We start from the raw sequence: 20,207 nt of genomic DNA, 5'->3' as shown, positions 1-20,207 counted from the left end.
TGCTTATGCAACCGTGAGCTGTCCAGCATAAAGAATGAAAAAGCGCAGTAACAGCACGCCCGTCAGGCTGGCACCACAGACCGCCAGCACACCATGAAACGTCGAACCGCGGTTGGCCCAGGGTTTCAGTAACATTGGAACGATCAGTCCCAGCCCCGCGACGCCGAGCCAGAACCACCAGGTCCAGAAGCCACCACCCAGTGCCGCCGACAGCGCGCGCATTTTGCCGTCATCGCCCAGAGCCAGCCCCACAAAGAAGGCGGCCAGCAGGAAGATCTCCAGCCACACCACCGGGGTTTCCACACGGTGAATAAAATGCGCCTCGGTACTGTGCGGATTACCACGCTGACGTAATGCCATCGCAATCAGCGCCACCGCCGCACCGGAGGAGATCCCGGAAAACAGGAACAGCACCGGCAGGATCGGGTTATTCAGGAACGGATACGATTTCAGCACCGAAAGCAGGAAACCGGTGTAGGCGCCCAGCAGTACCGCCAGTACCAACATTAGCGTTTCGAGTCCACGGTTGAACGGCGTTAACAGCGTCAACACTTTCTGCACCAGTCCAAGACGGGGGAACCAACGCTGTTGCAGAGCCATCACCTCTTTTTGAAAGATGATGGCCAGCCACAGAATCAGCACCACCATATAAAGCTGGAATAGCAGAACCCCCATCGACATCACCGACGTAAAGCTATAGTGGAACATCAGTTTCCAGAAGGTCCAGGGACGCGTCAGGTGGAAGATCAGAATCAGCAGGCCTAGAATAATCGCCCCCGGCCCCACGACCAGCGTGGTACGCAGCAGCGTACTGTCCGCTCCACCCGCCTCCGGATGGTAACGGCGCAGCAGGATTGACAGCGTCACCAGTCCGGCAGAGATGCCGATCAGAAACAGATAGATGGCGATGGGCCAGTCCCACACCAGCGATTCAAAGTGGAAAGCAGATGCGTTTGTCATTGGCTCACCTCCCCATATTTAAAGGGAACGCGGTAGACCTTCGGTTTGGTACCCAGCGCCAGCTTGTAGCGATAGGTGGTTTTCTGCCGCAGCAGCCGGGAAATATCGCTGTCAGGATCGTCCAGATTACCAAACGTCAGCGCCTTCGTCGGGCAAGACTCGACGCAGGCAGGCAGTTTGCCCGCTTTCAGATTGGTTTTACGGCAAAAATCGCATTTATCCGCTGTTTTCGTGACCGGATGGATAAAGCGCACGCGGTACGGACACGCGGCGATGCAGTACTGACAGCCGACGCAGAGATCCGGGTTCACATCCACGATGCCATTCGCGGCATCGCGATACGACGCCCCGGTCGGGCAGACGTCAACGCACGGCGCGTGATCGCAGTGCTGGCACGAATGGCGGAAGAAGCGGTACTTCACATCCGGAAACGTGCCCAGCGGTTCGCTGCGAATGATGGTCAGTCGCGACACGCCTTCCGGCACGTTGTTGACTTCCCGACAGGCATCCATACAGGCGGTACAGCCGATGCATAATGATTCATCATGCACCATGCCGTATCGCACGCCGTTGATATTCAACGTTTTCGCCACCACGCGTCCTGCAGTACCGCTGACGGCCACCAGCGCGCCGACGCCGGTGATGAACTGGCGACGAGAGCAACTCATGGATGCTCCTTAAGCAAGGGCACAGACGCCGGATTAAAGTTCGGGTTGTTACGCTGATCGCTGTGGCAATCGACGCAAATCTTAACTCGTCCTTTATCGCTTAACGTCTGCATCGTGTCTTGCTTCGGATGCAGCGAATGACAACTGGCGCAGGCCACTTTAGTCACGTGGACATCGTGCGGCCAGAACGCTTTTTGCAACTGTTCAGGCAAGTGGCAGGACAGACAAACGCTGTTCTGCTGCTCCACGTTATACATCGGCTCGTTAAAGCGCATCACATCCTTCGCCCCTTCACGGTGCTGAGGCGATGGCTTGCCATGACAGTTAGTACAGGTGACCGGCAGTTTATTGTTCGGATTGGTCACGGACGCATGCTTACCATGCATCCCTTCGGTATCCGGCTTGTGACAGTCCAGACACGCGGCATCCGGGCTACGCTGTGGCGTCACCTCCCAGCGTTCCGATTCCTGCGGCGTTGGCGTGGCGGTTATTCCACTCAGGCTCCATAACAGACCTGACGCCAGCACCCCAGCAGTTAATAACGAACGTAATACGCTCATATTCACTCCGTTGAGTTATCCGCCCCTTGCGAGGCGGAATGGGGTTATTGGCTTAACAAACCGTTTTTACGCGCCTGTTCTTCCCACTGCGGGATCACCGTTTTGATAAAGTCCTGTTTATCGGCGTTAATCTGCTGCATGTTCAGACCAATGGCCGCCTGGGCTTTCTCTTTGGTGGAGATATCCGGAATTGCGATTTCATGGGTGATGCCTTTGGTTGCCAACAGACGCGCCAGCTTAGTCCGCGCATCGGCGGCTTTGTCCATCGCGATACCTAACATCCGCAGACCTTCTTCCGGGGCGTGCATATGGATACCGTGAGAGGCAATGGCCAGATCCCAGCGCCACTGCGCGTGACGGATATCGCTCAGAATCGGCTTCATTTCCGCTTCCGTTGCGCCCGCATCCCAGGCCGCTTTCGCTTCGAAGTGCGCACGAACCAGTTGATCTTCAACTTTGATTTTCAGCCCATTGATTGCCTTCTTACGCTCAGCGACCACGTTTTGCAGAGAGGCTTTGTCCTGGGTATGGCAGTTCGCACAGGTTTGCGGGAAGTTGTCGAACGGATTGCCAATCTTATGATCGGTATAGAGTTTTCCTTCGGCGTTCTGCACTTTCGGCATATGACAGTCAATACAGGTCACATTGTTTTTGCCGTGAATACCCACGCTCCAGGTTTCATATTCCGGATGCTGTGCTTTCAGCATCGGCGCTTTTGACAGCGAGTTGGTCCAGTCAGAGAAGGTAATGGCGTCATAGTATTTCTCCATGTCTTCGACTTTCATGCCGTCATCCCACGGGAACTTCACGGCTTTGTCTTTGCCGTCAAAATAATATTCAACGTGGCATTGCCCGCAAACCATCGACTGCTGGTCGAAACGACCGGCTTTATCGAATGGCTTACCGATGGTCTCCATCGCACGTTCCGCATACGGACGAGACAACGTCAGCTCAGGTTTACCTTTCGCAAAGTCAGGTGACGCCGTGTTATGGCAGTCGCCGCAGCCCAGGTTATTCACGATTTCCGGGCCGCCGCGCGCCCATTTGCCGTGGAAGTAGCCATCTTCACCGTCTTTCTGGATCAAACGCGCCACGTCCGGGCTTTTACAGCTCCAGCAGGCCATCGGCAATGGACCGTCTTCAGCGTTTTTTGGGGCACCGGTACGTAAGGTTTCACGCACGTCGGTCACCGCATAGGCGTGCCCACGCGGTTTGTTGTAATCACGGGAGAACGGATATCCCGCCCACAAGATCACCAGACGGGGATCTTCCGCTAACGCGTCTTCACGTTTTGATTGCTCTGAAGTCGCTTTCCATGAGAGGTATTGATCGGGATGCTGAGGGGCGAAGACTTCATTCTTCGCTTCAACGGTAACTGATTTTGCGGGTTCGGGCGTTTGCTCAGCATAAACCGCAGAAATGAAAAACAGCGGTACGATCAGGCTGAAGAAACGACGTGCGCGTAGTGTAATCCTTGCCATAGAGGTCTCATCCAGATTGCGCCATTGCGTTCAATGACGGTTCTTTTTTATTCTATCCATGACCATAACCACACACACCGCCATGACATTGCCCTAATCTAGATGTAACAAAAAACCACACTCAAAATGTTGTCTTTAATCAATTGTAAGTGTATGTAAAATACCACTTTAGAGTTAGTCAAGCCGTTTTTTCTCTACTCCTTTCCTCTTTTTCGACCTCGATCACCGTTCGTGAATAATTAACATAACCCTCTGTAACGGAAAGATTTTACCAACTTTTGTTGGTTTCCTTCAAAAAACGTATTGCCGTTAATTTGCACAATTCCTGTATTGCGTGATCTGTCGCGCAAAAGCTAAACAAAACTGTCAAAGCCCCTACATTTAACGTTTGTGAGACATATTATTAACATCCTACAAGGAGAACAAAAGCCATGAGCCAAATTCACAAACACGCTATTCCCGCAAACATTGCGGATCGTTGCCTGATAAATCCGGAGCAGTACGAAGCGAAGTATCAACAATCTATTAACGAGCCAGATACCTTCTGGGGCGAGCAGGGAAAAATTCTCGACTGGATCACGCCGTACCAGAAAGTGAAGAACACCTCTTTCGCGCCGGGCAATGTCTCCATTAAATGGTATGAGGACGGCACGCTGAACCTGGCGGCCAACTGTCTCGACCGCCACCTGCAGGAAAATGGCGAACGCACCGCCATCATCTGGGAAGGCGATGACGCCTCGCAGAGCAAACATATTAGCTATCGCGAACTGCATCGCGATGTCTGCCGTTTCGCCAATACGCTGCAGGATCTGGGGATTAAAAAAGGCGATGTGGTGGCGATCTATATGCCAATGGTGCCAGAGGCCGCCGTCGCGATGCTGGCCTGCGCCCGCATTGGTGCCATACATTCGGTGATCTTCGGCGGTTTCTCGCCGGAAGCGGTCGCCGGTCGCATCATTGATTCCAGTTCGAAGCTGGTGATTACCGCTGATGAAGGCGTGCGAGCTGGTCGCAGCATTCCGCTGAAGAAAAACGTCGACGATGCGCTGAAAAACCCGAACGTGAAAACCATCGAGCATGTGGTTGTACTCAAGCGCACCGGCGGCAACATCGAGTGGCAGGAAGGTCGCGACCTGTGGTGGAGCGATCTGATTGAAAAAGCCAGCCCTGAGCATCAACCCGCAGAGATGAACGCCGAAGATCCGCTGTTCATCCTCTATACCTCGGGCTCCACCGGTAAACCGAAGGGCGTGTTGCACACCACCGGCGGCTATCTGGTATATGCCGCAACGACCTTTAAATATGTGTTTGATTACCATCCGGGCGATATCTACTGGTGCACCGCCGATGTGGGTTGGGTTACCGGACATAGCTACCTGCTGTATGGGCCGCTGGCCTGCGGCGCTACCACGCTGATGTTTGAAGGCGTGCCGAACTGGCCGACGCCGGCGCGCATGAGCCAGGTGGTGGATAAGCATAAGGTCAATATTCTCTACACCGCGCCGACGGCGATCCGCGCCCTGATGGCGGAAGGCGATAAGGCGATTGAGGGCACTGACCGCTCATCGCTGCGCATTCTGGGATCGGTTGGCGAGCCGATCAACCCGGAAGCGTGGGAGTGGTACTGGAAAAAGATCGGTAACGAAAAATGCCCGGTGGTGGATACCTGGTGGCAGACCGAAACCGGTGGCTTCATGATCACCCCGCTGCCGGGCGCAACCGAACTGAAAGCGGGTTCCGCTACCCGCCCGTTCTTCGGCGTGCAGCCGGCGCTGGTGGATAACGAAGGCCATCCGCAGGAAGGGGCCACCGAAGGCAACCTGGTGATCACCGACTCCTGGCCTGGACAGGCGCGTACGCTGTTCGGCGATCATGAACGCTTTGAGCAAACCTACTTCTCAACCTTTAAAAACATGTACTTCAGCGGCGATGGCGCGCGTCGTGACGAAGACGGTTACTACTGGATCACCGGGCGCGTTGACGACGTGCTGAACGTCTCCGGTCACCGTCTGGGCACGGCGGAAATTGAATCCGCGCTGGTGGCGCATCCCAAGATTGCCGAAGCGGCGGTGGTCGGCATTCCGCATAACATCAAGGGCCAGGCGATTTATGCCTATGTGACGCTGAATCACGGCGAAGAGCCGTCGCCTGAACTGTACGCCGACGTGCGCAACTGGGTACGTAAAGAGATTGGCCCGCTGGCGACGCCAGACGTGCTGCACTGGACCGACTCACTGCCAAAAACCCGTTCCGGCAAAATCATGCGCCGTATTTTGCGCAAGATCGCGGCGGGCGATACCAGCAATCTGGGCGATACCTCGACGCTCGCCGATCCTGGCGTGGTAGAGAAGCTGCTCGAAGAGAAGCAGGCCATCGCGATGCCATCATAATAAAAAGATGCCGGATGGCGTTGCGCTGATCCGGCCTACGCCCCTACAAGTTCTGACCCTACCCTCTCTTCATTGGGAGGGGAAATATAAAAACCTCCCCAAAGGATTTCGTGTCACAGGAAGGCGGCAAGCGAGCACACCCCCGGTCACATCGTTCACTATGTGACTGGGGTGGGCAAGTGCGGCCAACGCATCTGTGGCATGAAAGACTCAGGGGGCCTCTGGAGACTCTGTGATGAATGACACCATTTATCAGCGGATAGAAGACAGTGCGCGTTTCAGGGAATTAGTTGAAAAAAGGCAACGGTTTGCCACGATACTGTCGATCATCATGCTGGTGGTCTATATCAGCTTTATTCTACTGATTGCTTTTGCGCCTGGCTGGCTGGGAACCCCGCTTCATGAGGGAACCAGCGTCACCCGGGGTATTCCGATTGGCGTGGGGGTGATTCTGATCTCTTTCGTTCTGACCGGCATCTACATCTGGCGAGCGAACGGCGAATTTGACCGTCTGAACAAGGCAGTACTGCACGAGGTTAACGCATTATGAAGAGAGTCCTGACGGCGCTTGCCGCCACACTACCCTTCGCGGCCAACGCGGCGGATGCCATTAGCGGTGCAGTACAACGCCAGCCAACCAACTGGCAGGCGATTGTCATGTTTCTGATTTTCGTTGTGTTTACGCTGGGTATTACGTACTGGGCCTCTAAACGCGTGCGTTCACGCAGCGACTACTATACGGCGGGCGGAAATATCACCGGCTTCCAGAACGGACTGGCGATTGCGGGCGATTACATGTCGGCGGCGTCGTTCCTCGGGATCTCCGCACTGGTGTTTACCTCCGGCTATGACGGGTTGATCTACTCGCTGGGCTTCCTCGTCGGCTGGCCGATCATCCTGTTCCTGATCGCCGAGCGTCTGCGTAACCTCGGTCGCTATACCTTTGCCGATGTGGCCTCTTATCGCCTGAAGCAAGGCCCGATCCGTATTCTGTCGGCCTGCGGTTCGCTGGTGGTGGTTGCCCTTTATCTGATTGCACAGATGGTCGGTGCGGGCAAACTGATTGAACTGCTGTTCGGCCTGAACTACCACATTGCGGTGGTGCTGGTCGGCGTGCTGATGATGATGTACGTGCTGTTCGGCGGCATGCTGGCAACCACGTGGGTGCAGATCATCAAAGCCGTGCTGCTGCTGTTCGGCGCCAGCTTTATGGCCTTTATGGTGATGAAGCACGTCGGCTTTAGCTTCAATAACCTGTTCACCGAAGCGATGGCGGTTCACCCGAAAGGCTCTGCGATTATGAGCCCAGGCGGGTTGGTGAAAGACCCAATCTCCGCGCTCTCACTGGGGCTCGGCCTGATGTTTGGTACGGCAGGCCTGCCGCACATCCTGATGCGTTTCTTCACGGTCAGTGATGCCCGCGAAGCGCGTAAGAGCGTGTTCTATGCCACCGGTTTTATGGGTTATTTCTACATCCTGACCTTCATCATCGGCTTTGGCGCCATCATGCTGGTCGGTGCCAATCCGGCGTATAAAGACGCGGCGGGCGCATTGATTGGCGGGAACAACATGGCGGCGGTACATCTGGCGAATGCGGTGGGCGGTAACCTGTTCCTCGGCTTTATTTCCGCCGTGGCGTTCGCCACCATTCTGGCGGTCGTCGCTGGTCTGACGCTGGCGGGTGCATCTGCGGTTTCTCACGATCTGTATGCGAACGTGTTCCGTAAAGGGGCGACCGAACGTGAAGAGTTGCGGGTGTCGAAAATCACCGTACTGGTGCTGGGCGTGATTGCGATTATTCTCGGCGTGCTGTTCGAGAATCAAAACATCGCTTTCATGGTGGGTCTGGCGTTTGCTATCGCCGCGAGCTGCAACTTCCCGATCATCCTGCTTTCCATGTACTGGTCGAAGCTGACCACGCGTGGCGCGATGATGGGCGGCTGGTTGGGTCTGCTGACGGCCGTCGTGCTGATGGTTCTTGGCCCCACCATTTGGGTACAAATCCTCGGTCACGAAAAAGCTATCTTCCCGTATGAATACCCGGCGCTGTTCTCCATTACCGTGGCATTCCTGGGGATCTGGTTCTTCTCTGCCACGGATAACTCGACAGAAGGGAATCGCGAGCGTGAGCAGTTCCGTGCTCAGTTTATCCGTTCCCAGACGGGCTTCGGCGTCGAACAAGGCCGCGCCCACTAATCGACATGCTTTTCCCCGGTCACGCTGACCGGGGATCCATTCTCAGAACATCAGCCTTGCCACCAGCGGGGCGACCAGCACCATCACCACACCGGAAAGCATCATCACCAGGCTGGCAACCACGCCCTCCTGCTGACCAAGCTCATACGAGCGCGCCGTTCCCGCACCGTGCGACGCCGCGCCAAATCCTGCGCCTTTCGCCATCCCTTCACGAATCGACAGACGTAAAAACAGCGCATCCCCGACCGCCATGCCAAAGACGCCGGTCACCACTACAAACAGCGCCACTAAATCCGGCTGCCCACCCAATGGTTCAGCCGCCGCAAGGGCAAACGGCGTGGTCACCGAACGCACCGCCAGGCTGCGCTGAATTTCGTCCGGCAGGGTAAATAAGCGCGCCAGCCAGACGGAACTGGTCACCGCGACCACCGTTGCCGTCACCACGCCTGCGGTCAGTGACATCCAGTGACGTTTGATGATGGCGAAATTGTCGTAAACCGGCACGGCAAAAGCGATCGTTGCCGGGCCAAGCAACCACAGCAACCAGTGGGATTCACCGATATAGCTTTGCCAGGAGATATGCCCCAACACCAGCATCAACACCAGCAGCGCGGGCGTGAGGACCAGCGGCATCAACGGCAGCTTACGAAAACGACGGTACAGACGTTTATTGGCGAAATAGATAACCAGCGTAATCGCCAGGCAGAGCACGCTGAGCTGGAGATTAGTCACGGTTTAACCTGCTTATCTCATAGCGATAGACCTTATCCACCACCCATGCCGTGGCACCGAGCACCATTAGCGTACTGATCGCAATGACCGAAAAAATCCGCCAGCCGTCCACCAGCAGCAGATGGGCATAGTTCACCACCGCCACGACCGCCGGAACAAAAAAGAGCAGCATCTCCGCCAGTAGCCAGCGCGCCCCGGCGCGAACCCAGCTCAGCGGCAGGATGCGACAGACAATCAGCGCCAGCATCAACACCATCCCCACCAGATTGGCCGGTAACGGCAGATGCAGCCAGGAGACAAGATATTGCGCAACGATAAACAAACCTGCATACAGCAGTACCTGAACCGGAACCTGAAGCCGTTGCAAAACGGCAGGCGTAACGCGGCTTATCGCCACAGCCATGAGGGAACATCCTGAAAAATAATAGGGAACGCCAGTATAGAGAGCCCCCGCCGATGACTGAAATGAATTAAAATCATTACAGGCATAGTCGGAAGGAATACTCATGGATATCAGAACGCTGCGTTATTTTGTTGAAGTGGTGCGCCAACAGAGCTTCACCCGCGCAGCAGAGAAGCTCTTTGTCACCCAACCGACCATCAGCAAGATGTTGAAAAATCTGGAAGATGAACTGAACTGTACGCTGCTGATCCGCGACGGCCGCAAGCTATTGCTCACCGATACCGGTCGCGTGGTGTTTGAACGCGGGCTGGCGATTCTGGCCGAGTTTCGTCAACTGGAAGCCGAACTGGGCGACATCAACCATCTCAACAAAGGGCTGCTGCGCCTTGGCATTCCGCCGATGGTCGGCATGCTGATGGCCGGACCGATCGGCCTGTTTCGCCAGCGTTACCCCGGCGTAGAGCTCAAGGTTTCCGAGTTTGGCGGGTTAACGGTGCAGCAGGCGGTGATGAATGGTGAACTGGACGTTGCGATGACCGCGCTACCCGTGGAAGAAGAAAGTGGTCTGGCGACGTTACCCGTATTCAGCCACCCCCTGTGCGTACTGGTGCCACGTTCCGGTCAGTGGACCACCTGCCAGTCCGTATCGCCAGAAGCGCTGGCCGAGCATCCGCTGTTAATCTACAACGAAGATTTCGCCCTGAGCCGCCAGTTAATGCAGTTGTTCAGTGAGCATGACGTCAAGCCGCGTATCGCGGTACGCAGCGGACAGTGGGACTTTCTTGCGGCGATGGTGCAGGCGGGCGTGGGGATTGCCATTCTGCCGGAGCCCATCTGCGAACGGCTGGACAAAAATACGCTGCGCTGGATCCCGCTGGAAAGCGAGTTGCGCTGGCAGTTGGGGATGATTTGGCGCGAAGGGGTGTATCTCTCACACAGCGCCAAAGCGTGGTTATCGTGCTGCGAAGGTTTTTGGGCGGAGCAAGTGCCCTCAGTTGCCCGTTAAGCATCGCGCCATCGGTGGCCTGTGCGATATCGATTTGCGCAGAAGTGATGGTTTACCGCCATGCGGTGACAGGTCTGAATGTTCAGGGAATGAAAACCCATGCGCGCAAGATCGGTCTGATGAGGTATATTCCGGCCTGACGCAGGTAAGATCCGCCTGCTATTCGCTGAAAGTACAAAAAACCGCCTTAAAATGCCGAAATGACCATCCTCTCGTAGTGCCGGTTTGTCTGCTGGCGTACCAATAAAACAATGGTCAAATTTCAACCACCACATTCCAGGGCTGAAAAAACTCAATTTCCTGTATGTGAACAGTAGGCCGGGCATGACGTTAGCCGCTGCCCGGCAAACAGGCGAGACAAAAAGCCCCTTATCTAATCCAGATTGTCAGCAAAATAATGATGAATGCGATAATCACCACCCGGATAAAGACTTTATCCAGCGATCCTCTGCGCATCGCGCCCCCCTTTCAGAACAAGATTTGCCAGATTGCTAACAGCAGCACCAGCAGCCCCATCAGGAAAAATATCAGCGCGACGATAGTGTCCGGAGAACGGTTCATCTCAGCGCCTCCTTATCATCAGAACCACTGACCGAAACGTTTGATATAGAAACGCTTCATGCCCTGCGCCACCAGGCAATAGCTGAGCAGCGTCGCGACCAGCCACGGGAAGTAGCTTAGCGGCAGCGGCTCCAGCCCGACCATCGCTCCCACTGGCGAGAACGGAACGTAGATCCCGATCGCCATAATCACCGCGGTAGTGAGTAGCACCGGCAACGTCGCCCGACTCTGAATAAACGGAATTTTCTGCGTTCTCAGCATATGCACGACCAGCGTTTGCGACAGCAGCCCTTCAATAAACCACCCGGACTGGAACAGCGCCTGGGCTTCGACGTTATTCGCCGCAAACACGTACCACATCAGCGCGAAGGTGGTGATATCAAAAATAGACGACGTCGGTCCAATCCACAGCATAAAACGGCCGATGTTCTTCGCATCCCACTTGCGCGGTTTGCGCAAAAATTCGTTGTCCATTTTGTCCCACGGCAGCGAGAGCTGAGAGAGATCGTACATCAGGTTCTGTATCAGCAGATGAATCGCCAGCATCGGCAGGAACGGAATAAACGCGCTGGCCACCAGTACCGAAAAGACGTTGCCGAAGTTAGAACTGGCGGTCATATTCAGATATTTAATGATGTTGCCGAAGGTCTCACGGCCTTTGATCACCCCTTCTTCCAGCACCATCAGATCCTTTTCCAGCAGGATGATATCCGATGCCTCTTTGGCGATATCTGCCGCGCTGTCGACCGAAATGCCTACATCCGCATCGCGCAGGGCCGGCGCATCATTGATGCCGTCGCCGAGAAAACCGACGGTGTGCCCGTTTTTCTGCAGCATTTTCAGGATGCGCGACTTCTGCAGCGGCGTCAGTTTGGCGAATACCGCGCGCTTTTCTACTTCGCGCTCCAGTTCATTATCCGTCATCGCTTCAATCTGGGCCCCGGTCAGGATGCCGTGGGCATCAATGCCCACTTCCAGGCAAATACGCGCCGTAACCACCGGATTATCGCCGGTCAGGACTTTCACCGCCACGCCGTTGTCGCGCAGCGCGGCAATGGCTTTTCCCGCGCTCTCTTTCGGCGGATCGAGGAAAGTCAACATCCCTTCAACCGTCAGTCCCTGCTCATCGGCGGTGCACAGCGGCGTGGTCAGAGCGGAGTCATCCAGCTTGCGAGTTGCGACCAGCAGCACGCGGAAGCCCTGGGCGTTATAATCCTTCGTTTTGGCTAACAGCAGATCGCGTCGGGTTTCATCCAGCGCCACAACGTTATCGCCTTCACGAAGATGCGTGGCGACCATCAGCATCTCTTCGACAGCGCCTTTGCAGATCAGACTTTTGTCACCGTGGCGAACATCTTCCACCGAAACCGATACCCGACGGCGTACAAAATCAAACGGCAGTTCATCCAGTTTGACAAAATGCTCTTTGGTCGCTGACGCAATCCTGCCCTCGCCAAAGCGCAGCACCGCCCGGTCCATCAGGTTGCGCGCCCCGCTCTGGCTACTGCTATTCAGCCAGGCCAGCGTCAGCACCCGGTCGCTCTCATGACCGCTGACATCAAGGTGATGCTCAAGAATGATATTGTCCTGAGTCAGCGTGCCGGTTTTATCGGTACACAGCACGTCCATCGCGCCAAAGTTCTGAATGGCATTCAGCCGCTTGACGATCACTTTGCGCCGCGACATGGCGATAGCGCCTTTCGCCAGGTTAGAGCTGACGATCATCGGCAGCATTTCCGGCGTCAGGCCAACCGCTACCGCCAGGGCAAACAGCGAGGCCTCAACCCAGTCACCTTTGCTGAAGCCGTTAATCAGCAGCACAATCGGTACCATCACCAGCATAAATCGAATCAACAGCCAGCTGACGCTGTTTACCCCGCGATCGAACGCCGTCTGGGTACGCGTGCCAACGATGGATTTCGCCAGCGAGCCAAACCAGGTACGGTTTCCGGTGGCCACCACCACCGCCTGCGCCCTGCCGCTGGTCACGTTAGTGCCCATCAGACAGATGTTGCCCATCTCCAGCAGGCTTTTATTTTTGTTCGGCTCAGGAAGCCTGTCACACCCTTTGCCGGAAACGCTGGCCAGAACATCATACTTCTCAACCGGCAGCGACTCGCCGCTGAGTATCGACTGACTAACAAACAGGTCCCGGGACTCCAGCAAACAGACGTCCGCCGGAACCAGATCCCCTGCTGCCAGGAAGATGATGTCACCGGGCACCAGCTCCTCAATGGCAATCTCCTCCTGCACCGACCCCAGATTCCCGGGACCGCGACGCAGCACGGTAGCCGTGGTGCGGACCATGGATTTCAGCGCCTGCGCCGCTTTGTTGGTACGAAACTCCTGCCAGAAACGCAATAACCCGCTCAGGCTAACCATCGTGACGATAATGATGATCCCGGTCAGATCGGTCTCTTCGCCGTTACGCAGCGGTAGCCAGTAATCGGTCACGAAGCTGACGGCGGCCAGCGCCATCAGGACATAGATAAACGGGTTATTGAATGCCTGCAAAAGCTGGATCAATGCTGGCGGCGCCTGCTCATGCGCCACTTCATTGCGGCCATATTCATCCAGTCGTTCAAGGGCATCTTCGTTGGTGAGCCCGTGGCGACTGCTGTTTAACCGCGCCAGCGTATGATCCGGGCTGTTAAATGCCTCGGTTTCAATGGCGAAGCTTTTTTTATGCTGCTTATCATTTTCTGACGCAGACCGGTTTATTTTCCGGTTTACTATTTTCATGTCAGTCATGATTAATCCTCAAATTTAAGACGTCGTTATCCCTGCATAAATGATTTATGCATAATTCATTTTTACGTTATTAAACGCTTATTACTTTAATTGCCTGGGAATATTCATCATTCCCTCCTTAGACAAATGATTGTCGGTGTAGAATAGCCGCGAGGCTAACTCCCCTCGACACACCAGCGGACTGACGTAATGTTTTCGTCCCCGCCAACTCTTGACATAATAAGGTCTCGCGCTTTGCGGCAGTCAGTATTACCCACCAGTTCGATGCGAATTTCTTTATGCCCTTGTTCTTTTGCTGCTGTTGACACCAGTCCCTGAAGGCTGAGCGTCATCTCTTTACTGATATTAAGCAATAGCTGACGAATCGCGTTTTCATATTCGCTTTGACAGACAATATTCAGAACGTAGCATTTCTCTTCTTCTGTCGCGCCGGGGATCTGATTAATTCTCTGCGCCGCTTCGCGCAGTAGAATATTGGCGCAGAGGATTATCAGCGTTGCCGCCGCCGCTTGCCAGAACTGGCCCAGTCCACACAGCACGCCAATCGCCGCAGAGCACCACAAGGTTGCAGCGGTATTCAGGCCGCGCACGTTCATGCCTTCACGCATGATGACGCCGGCACCGAGAAAACCAATTCCGGAAACCACCTGCGCGGCAATACGTCCAGGGCTGTCCGGAGAGGTTGAAATGGAGCTCAGAATAAAAACCGCCGCGCCGGTGGCGACCAGCGCGTTAGTGCGCAGGCCGGCCATACGCTGACGCCACTGTCTTTCAGCGCCAATCAGCGCACCCAATAGCATCGCAGCGAGTAAATTTGCGATATAAGGAAACATCAACATAGCTTCCTCCATTTATGTTGGAAGAATTAACTACGTGCTTTATTAAGCACACGACGAATTGTCGCCGGAAAGGCGATTAACGTCGCGTTGACGGTGGAGGGAATAATGTATTTTTAAACATGAACATGACGATTATCCTCGCAGCCATGCTGCGTTATTCTTTATGGGATGCAATCGTCTGGATGAGGAGATTGCTGCCCGCCGGTAGGCAAGCAGCGCAGAAAAAATTACGTCAGCTTGCCTTTATGTTTAAATAAGGGTGACTGTCCAACATATTTCTCCTGTGTGAATTTGTGCTCATTATAATCATTCAATTATTCGAGTAAAGTTAAAATCTCGCTTTAGTGACGATTTGTTTAGAATGACCTTAATGCGCAAAGCCCACCCCGGCGTGAACCGGGGTTAATTCACTAATCAAAGACGTCATTAATTATCGACGTCACGATCGCCGCAATCAGCACCTAATCCTGCCCTACCATGCACCAATCATAGCGGGATAGAACTAAGCAGCCTGAAGGCTGCAAATTTAAAATCTGCCGTCTCCCGGTCCTGTTGTTGCCATACACTACGCGGGATACGCATGACCTGACTACTTTTCTACAGACTGAAAATCGGTATGGCTCAGAATGACGTCGTTTCGCTCACCAGGCGATTCCAGGACATATCCGTCAGGGATTCGACGGTCCGCTGAATCTGCCGCCCGGGTCGATGCCCGGTAAGCGTAGCGCCACCGGGCAACATGACGGTGTTACTGATTTTCGATCAGTAACGCTTCCAGCAGGTCGAGATCGTGCAGCAGTTTTTGCAACGTTTCATTGCTGATTTCACGCGTGGCGCGCAGGTGATACAGCTCCGCCCGCTCTGAACGCAGCGCCGCGAGACGGAAGCGGCGCTCCAGATTCTCTTCCTGGAGCGAACTCTCAACATCGTTACGCCCGTCGGCACGACGCCGCAGGTTACCGATGACGCGGGAACTCACCTCGGTCAGCAGCTGATTATCAATGTTCTCTTCGGTATCCGCCGCCAGACGCTCTTCCATCTTCTGAATGGCGACAATCGCCACCTCCGCCGTCGCCGCGCGGGCAATCCGCTCCTCTTTCAGTTGCTGAGAATGATCGGCCACTTCCAGATGTTGCAGCAGAATCGGCAGCATAATCACGCCGACAAACAGCGAGAACAGAATCACACCAGCGGCCAGGAAGACCAGTTCGTAGCGCGCCGGGAAGACGTTGCCATCTGGCAGCAGCAGCGGGATAGACAGGACACCCGCGAGGGTGATAGCCCCGCGAACGCCCGCAAAGGAGGCGATCAAAATTTCCCGTGTCGTCCAGGAGCCAAACTCCATCGGTTTCTTTTTCAGGAAACGCATGCTGAAGTTTTTCATCGTCCACAGCCAGCCGAAACGCACCAGCATCAGCGCCACATAAATCAGAATGATATCGGTAAATAGCATCCAGATTTCCACGTTCGGATCGGCCTCCGCTGCCACCAGCGACGACTCGAGAATGCCCGGCAGTTGCAGGCCCAACAGCAAAAAGACCATGCCGTTAAACACAAACTCAAGCATCGCCCAGGTACTGTTGGCGCGCAGACGCATCGCCAGCGGCGCACGGCGCATCACCCCGGAGCGGGTGATGGTCATCCCGGCGGCGACCGCCGCGAGGATCCCGGAGACGCCGATATGTTCTGCGATCAGGTACGATGCGAACGGCAGCAGGAACAGCAGAACGATTTGCGTCGCTGGCTCATCGCCGCCCCAGCGGCTGAGAAAGCGCAGCGAGCGACCGTACAGCCAACTGACCACAAAGCCCGCGAGGATACCGCCGATCGCCACCTTAAAGAACTCCACCGTCGCGCCGCCGACGGTAAACACCATCGTGCCCATCGCCACCGCAACGGCAAATTTCAAAGATACCAGACCGGAGGCGTCATTCATCAGCGCCTCACCTTGCAGGATACCCATGATTTTCTTCGGGATCCGCCCTTCACCGACAATACCGGAAAGCGCAACCGCATCGGTTGGCGACAGCACGGCAGCCAGCGCAAAGGCCGGAATCAACGGAATGCCCGGCACCAGCCAGTAAATCAGAAAACCAATCCCGACCACGGTGACCAGCACCAGCGCCAGCGCCAGACCGAAAATCTCTCGCCCATGTTCAAGAAATTCTCGCGTTGGCGTCTTCCAGCCATCCGCAAACAGCAGCGGCGGGATAAACAGGACCAGAAACAGTTCGGGGTCAAATTCTACGTGCAGACCAAACGTGGGCCACGCCAACAGCGCGCCGATAGCAATCTGCATGAGGGGTAAGGGGAGCTGGAAGGGCAATACGCGCGTAAATACCCCGGACAGCGAGACCACAAGGGTCATGATGAGTATTGTGAAGAAGATTTCCATGCGTTCCCTGTTTGCGATGTTTCTTATGTGTTTGAGAGGCGTCGTGCCTCAATTTTACCTTTCTCAGAGTATCGCAAAAGACAACGAGTGTGTGCTGAAAATAAAAACGGGCGGCAAACGCCACCCGTTTTTCGGAATCACTTTCGGAATCAAATGGCCCAGCCACCGGCATAGAACGCCACCAGCGCCACGGCGATCACTACGGTGCCGATGTTCAGCTTGCGCCATTCACCCGACACAACACGGCCAATCACCAGCGTGGCAAAACCAATCATGATGCCGGTCACGATGTTACAAGTCAGTACAATGAATACCGCCGTCACCAGACCCGCCATCGCATCGACAAAGTCAGCGAAATCGATTTTCGCCACGTTGCTCAGCATCAGCAGACCGACGTACATCAGCGCAGGCGCCGTGGCATACACCGGAACGAGGTAAGAGAGCGGGGAAAGGAACAGGATCAGCAGGAACAGCACGCCAACGGTAATGGCGGTCAGGCCAGTTTTCCCCCCCGCCGCCGTACCGGCTGCCGACTCAATGTAGACTGCTGCCGGCGCCGCACCCACCAGACCGGAGAACACGCTGCTCAGGGAGTCTGTGGTCAGTGCTTTACCGCCGTCAATAATCTGCCCGTCTTTATCCAGCAGATTCGCCTGACCCGCCACGGCACGGATGGTGCCGGTGGCATCAAACACAGCGGTCATTACCAGCGCCAGAACGCTTGGCAGAACAACCGGGTTCAGCGCGCCCATGATATCCAGGCTGCCAATCAGTGATTTACCGGTTTCATCGCTCAGCGACGGCATGGCAAAAATGCCGGAGAATTTCACCGCCGGATCGAAAATCAGACCAACGACAGAAATGCCGATAATAGTCAGCAGAATGCCGCCCGGCACTTTCAGTTTCTCCAGACCGATAATTACCGCCAGACCCACCAGCGACATAATCACCGGGAAGGTAGCGAAGTGACCGAGCGCCACCGGCAAACCGTCCAGCGGGTTCTTGATAACCAGACCCACGCCGTTCGCCGCAATCAGCAGTAAAAACAGACCGATACCGATACCGGTACCGTGCGCGATACCCTGCGGTAAATTGCGCAGGATCCAGCTACGAATCCCGGTGGCGGAGATAATGGTAAACAGTACACCCATCAGGAATACCGCACCCAGTGCGACCGGAACGCTAATCTGCTGGCCCAGTACCAGACTGAACGCGGTGAAGGCGGTCAGCGAGATGGCGCAACCAATCGCCAGCGGCAGGTTGGCCCACAACCCCATGACGATAGACCCCAGACCGGCCACCAGACAGGTCGCGACGAACACCGCCGCGGGCGGGAATCCGGCTTTACCCAGCATGCCAGGCACGACGATAACGGAGTACACCATCGCCAGAAACGTTGTTAAACCTGCCACCACTTCCTGACGGACAGTGCTTCCACGTTGTGAAATTTTAAACCAGGCGTCGAGCGAACCGCCGGTACGCGCTGAAGGCGTAGACATAGAAAACATCCCCTGAGAGTTTATTATTCGTTCTTATGCGTGGTGGACAATCCACTGCCAGCGCAACGTCAACTCCCTGTGCTCTGATCGCGACAAAGAGGGGTGTCGCAAAAAGCAAACGTTTAGCTCCGCGCATAAAAAAACGGGTTGTAAAAAAAGCAAACGATTATCCAGCGATCATACGAGGATTTTCAACTGAACTTTGCCGCTTTTTACTCATTTCTTGCACTAACGCTGAAGAAATCACCAACTGATGCGCAAACGTTATCGTCAATGCGCAATCCGGCAACATAGTTAGCCGGATCGCGTCGCAAATGCAGGAGGCAAGACGGTTAAAAAACCGCCATCAACCACCGGGAATGGCAAAAGGTCCTCCCTGCTGAATGGCACGTTGCCAGGCAGGACGCATTTCCACGCGTTTTTTCCACGCGCTGATATGGGGAAGATCGGCAATACCACCGCGCGCCAGTAGCGCAAAAAGAGGAAAACTCATCTGGATATCCGCCATGCTGAGATGGTCTCCGGCAAACCACGGACGCTCAGCGAGGTGCGCGTCAATAAAGCGCGCGTGGGTTTCCAGTTGCGGATTGAGATACGCTTTTTGTACGCCCTGCCCCAGCGCGCCGCCCAGCGTGCGCAAACCAAAAGGCATCGGCGGTTTCCCCAGACTGGTGAAGACCAGCTTCATTAACAGCAACGGCATCAGCGAACCCTCGGCGTAATGCAACCAGAAGCGATACTGGAGAACGGATTGTGCATCAGCCGGTTTAAACTTCCCTTCGCTGTCATAGGTGTCCTGCAAATAGTCGAGAATCGCCCCTGACTCCGCGAGGATCGCGCCGTTATCTTCCACTACGGGGGATTTCCCCAGCGGATGAATTTTCTTCAGTGCCGGCGGAGCGAGCATGTTCTTTTCACGCTGGTAACGCACAATCTGGTAAGGCAGCGATAGCTCCTCCAGCGCCCAGAGAATGCGCTGTGAGCGGGACTGGTTTAAATGATGCACCGTCAGCATGATGTTCTCCCGTCATTTCCTCATACTCACTCTAGTAAATTATGGGAGATGGCGAAAAAAATTCGCCTAAAAAGTCGCCAGATACACTGGCAAACGGGATAACGCGGCTTACACTTACAGTATCAACACAAACCGGAACCTCCACCACGTGCTCGAATGAGGGGTGTTGACGTCGGGGGAAACCCTCCCGTGAACCAGCGGGATAGAGAGAAAGACAAAGACCGGAAAACAAACTAAAGCGCCCTTGCGGCGCTTTAGTTTTGTTCATCTTCCAGCAGACGCGCGCCCGTACCCTCTTCGCCCAGCCGATCTCCGGGGTTACGTAACGGACAGTCTTTGCGCGACAAGCAGCCACAGCCGATGCAACCATCCAGCTCATCACGCAGCGCCACCAGCGTATGAATGCGACGGTCCAGCTCTTCGCGCCATTGCGAGGAGAGTTGCTTCCACTCTTTAGCGCTGAGGGTATGACCTTCCGGCAGCACGCCCAGCGCTTCACTGATAGTCGCCAGTGGGATACCGATCCGCTGAGCAATCTTGATAATCGCGACATAACGCAACACGTCACGCCGGTATCTGCGCTGATTGCCGCTGTTGCGGATACTGCTGATAAGCCCCTTGCTTTCATAGAAATGCAATGCGGACACCGCCACGCCGCTACGCTTTGCCACTTCGCCCGGCGTGAGCATCGCTTTTATACGCGGTAATTTCTTTTCCATAAATCGCTTTACCTCAAGTTAACTTGAGGAAT

The 20,207-nt window shown here is 55.2% G+C and carries 19 protein-coding genes; 5 read left to right on the top strand and 14 right to left on the bottom strand.

Annotation, left to right across the window (positions count from 1 at the left end; all coding sequences use genetic code 11):
- Nucleotides 1–3 precede the first annotated feature (3 nt).
- Genes nrfD through nrfA form a run of 4 tightly spaced genes read right to left on the bottom strand, consistent with a single transcriptional unit; the run spans nt 4 to nt 3,669 of the window.
- Nucleotides 4–960, bottom strand: coding sequence for a cytochrome c nitrite reductase subunit NrfD (gene nrfD, locus C2U53_RS12005; RefSeq protein ID WP_042999064.1), 957 nt, complete (start codon nt 958–960; stop codon nt 4–6).
- Nucleotides 957–1,628: a cytochrome c nitrite reductase Fe-S protein gene (nrfC, locus tag C2U53_RS12000; protein WP_042999063.1), complete on the bottom strand. Its 672-nt coding sequence runs from the start codon at nt 1,626–1,628 to the stop codon at nt 957–959. The genes nrfD and nrfC overlap by 4 nt, the downstream gene beginning before the upstream one ends.
- A complete protein-coding gene (nrfB, locus tag C2U53_RS11995; RefSeq protein WP_042999062.1) occupies nt 1,625–2,188 on the bottom strand; it encodes a cytochrome c nitrite reductase pentaheme subunit in 564 nt (187 codons plus the stop codon). The genes nrfC and nrfB overlap by 4 nt, the downstream gene beginning before the upstream one ends.
- A 44-nt stretch (nt 2,189–2,232) precedes the next feature.
- Nucleotides 2,233–3,669, bottom strand: a complete 1,437-nt coding sequence (nrfA, locus tag C2U53_RS11990) for an ammonia-forming nitrite reductase cytochrome c552 subunit (RefSeq protein ID WP_042999061.1) — start codon at nt 3,667–3,669, stop codon at nt 2,233–2,235.
- A gap of 431 nt (nt 3,670–4,100) precedes the next feature.
- Between nrfA and acs the strand changes: the two genes are divergently transcribed.
- From acs to actP, 3 genes are all read left to right on the top strand, one after another.
- The gene (gene acs, locus C2U53_RS11980) at nt 4,101–6,059 is read left to right on the top strand and encodes an acetate--CoA ligase (protein ID WP_044257356.1); all 1,959 of its coding nucleotides are present in this window, start codon (nt 4,101–4,103) and stop codon (nt 6,057–6,059) included.
- A gap of 235 nt (nt 6,060–6,294) precedes the next feature.
- The gene (locus C2U53_RS11975; RefSeq protein WP_042999058.1) at nt 6,295–6,609 is read left to right on the top strand and encodes a DUF485 domain-containing protein; all 315 of its coding nucleotides are present in this window, start codon (nt 6,295–6,297) and stop codon (nt 6,607–6,609) included.
- Nucleotides 6,606–8,255, top strand: a complete 1,650-nt coding sequence (gene actP / locus C2U53_RS11970) for a cation/acetate symporter ActP (RefSeq protein WP_042999057.1) — start codon at nt 6,606–6,608, stop codon at nt 8,253–8,255. The genes C2U53_RS11975 and actP overlap by 4 nt, the downstream gene beginning before the upstream one ends.
- 42 nt (nt 8,256–8,297) lie before the next feature.
- Here the strand turns inward: actP and C2U53_RS11965 are convergent, their stop codons facing one another.
- Both C2U53_RS11965 and C2U53_RS11960 read right to left on the bottom strand, forming a co-directional pair.
- A complete protein-coding gene (locus C2U53_RS11965) occupies nt 8,298–8,987 on the bottom strand; it encodes an LrgB family protein (RefSeq protein ID WP_044257358.1) in 690 nt (229 codons plus the stop codon).
- Nucleotides 8,980–9,390 carry a CidA/LrgA family protein gene (locus C2U53_RS11960; RefSeq protein ID WP_042999055.1) on the bottom strand — a complete coding sequence of 137 codons (411 nt, stop codon included), beginning with the start codon at nt 9,388–9,390 and terminating at the stop codon, nt 8,980–8,982. Before C2U53_RS11960 ends, C2U53_RS11965 begins: the two co-directional genes overlap by 8 nt.
- Nucleotides 9,391–9,493: 103 nt before the next feature.
- Between C2U53_RS11960 and C2U53_RS11955 the strand changes: the two genes are divergently transcribed.
- Nucleotides 9,494–10,396, top strand: coding sequence for a LysR family transcriptional regulator (locus tag C2U53_RS11955; protein WP_042999054.1), 903 nt, complete (start codon nt 9,494–9,496; stop codon nt 10,394–10,396).
- 369 nt (nt 10,397–10,765) lie between these two features.
- Here C2U53_RS11955 and mgtU read toward each other — a convergent pair whose 3' ends face one another.
- From mgtU to C2U53_RS11940, 4 genes are all read right to left on the bottom strand, one after another.
- Nucleotides 10,766–10,852 carry a magnesium transporter protection protein MgtU gene (gene mgtU, locus C2U53_RS30575; protein ID WP_252997361.1) on the bottom strand — a complete coding sequence of 29 codons (87 nt, stop codon included), beginning with the start codon at nt 10,850–10,852 and terminating at the stop codon, nt 10,766–10,768.
- 12 nt (nt 10,853–10,864) lie between these two features.
- Nucleotides 10,865–10,957: a protein MgtR gene (mgtR, locus tag C2U53_RS11950; RefSeq protein WP_094030729.1), complete on the bottom strand. Its 93-nt coding sequence runs from the start codon at nt 10,955–10,957 to the stop codon at nt 10,865–10,867.
- 18 nt (nt 10,958–10,975) lie between these two features.
- The gene (mgtA, locus tag C2U53_RS11945) at nt 10,976–13,708 is read right to left on the bottom strand and encodes a magnesium-translocating P-type ATPase (protein WP_104445949.1); all 2,733 of its coding nucleotides are present in this window, start codon (nt 13,706–13,708) and stop codon (nt 10,976–10,978) included.
- Between the two features lie 155 nt (nt 13,709–13,863).
- A complete protein-coding gene (locus tag C2U53_RS11940) occupies nt 13,864–14,559 on the bottom strand; it encodes an MgtC family protein (protein WP_042999052.1) in 696 nt (231 codons plus the stop codon).
- Between the two features lie 107 nt (nt 14,560–14,666).
- On the opposite strand from C2U53_RS11940, the gene C2U53_RS29915 reads away from it, so the two are divergent.
- Entirely contained in the window at nt 14,667–14,804 is a 138-nt protein-coding gene (locus C2U53_RS29915) for a hypothetical protein (protein ID WP_154294380.1), read from the top strand.
- 491 nt (nt 14,805–15,295) lie between these two features.
- Here C2U53_RS29915 and C2U53_RS11935 read toward each other — a convergent pair whose 3' ends face one another.
- From C2U53_RS11935 to soxR, 4 genes are all read right to left on the bottom strand, one after another.
- Complete coding sequence (locus C2U53_RS11935; RefSeq protein ID WP_042999051.1) at nt 15,296–16,942, bottom strand: Na+/H+ antiporter; 1,647 nt, start codon at nt 16,940–16,942, stop codon at nt 15,296–15,298.
- Between the two features lie 149 nt (nt 16,943–17,091).
- On the bottom strand, nt 17,092–18,441 hold the full coding sequence (ghxP, locus tag C2U53_RS11925; protein WP_042321123.1) for a guanine/hypoxanthine transporter GhxP: 1,350 nt from the start codon (nt 18,439–18,441) through the stop codon (nt 17,092–17,094).
- 346 nt (nt 18,442–18,787) lie between these two features.
- On the bottom strand, nt 18,788–19,456 hold the full coding sequence (locus C2U53_RS11910; protein ID WP_054176721.1) for a glutathione S-transferase family protein: 669 nt from the start codon (nt 19,454–19,456) through the stop codon (nt 18,788–18,790).
- A gap of 254 nt (nt 19,457–19,710) precedes the next feature.
- Nucleotides 19,711–20,175, bottom strand: coding sequence for a redox-sensitive transcriptional activator SoxR (gene soxR / locus C2U53_RS11900; RefSeq protein ID WP_042321119.1), 465 nt, complete (start codon nt 20,173–20,175; stop codon nt 19,711–19,713).
- Nucleotides 20,176–20,207 lie beyond the last annotated feature (32 nt).

Source organism: Citrobacter sp. CFNIH10, assembly GCF_002934585.1.
Taxonomy (GTDB): Bacteria; Pseudomonadota; Gammaproteobacteria; order Enterobacterales; family Enterobacteriaceae; genus Citrobacter_A; species Citrobacter_A amalonaticus.
This window is presented reverse-complemented; position numbering and strand designations above follow the sequence as displayed.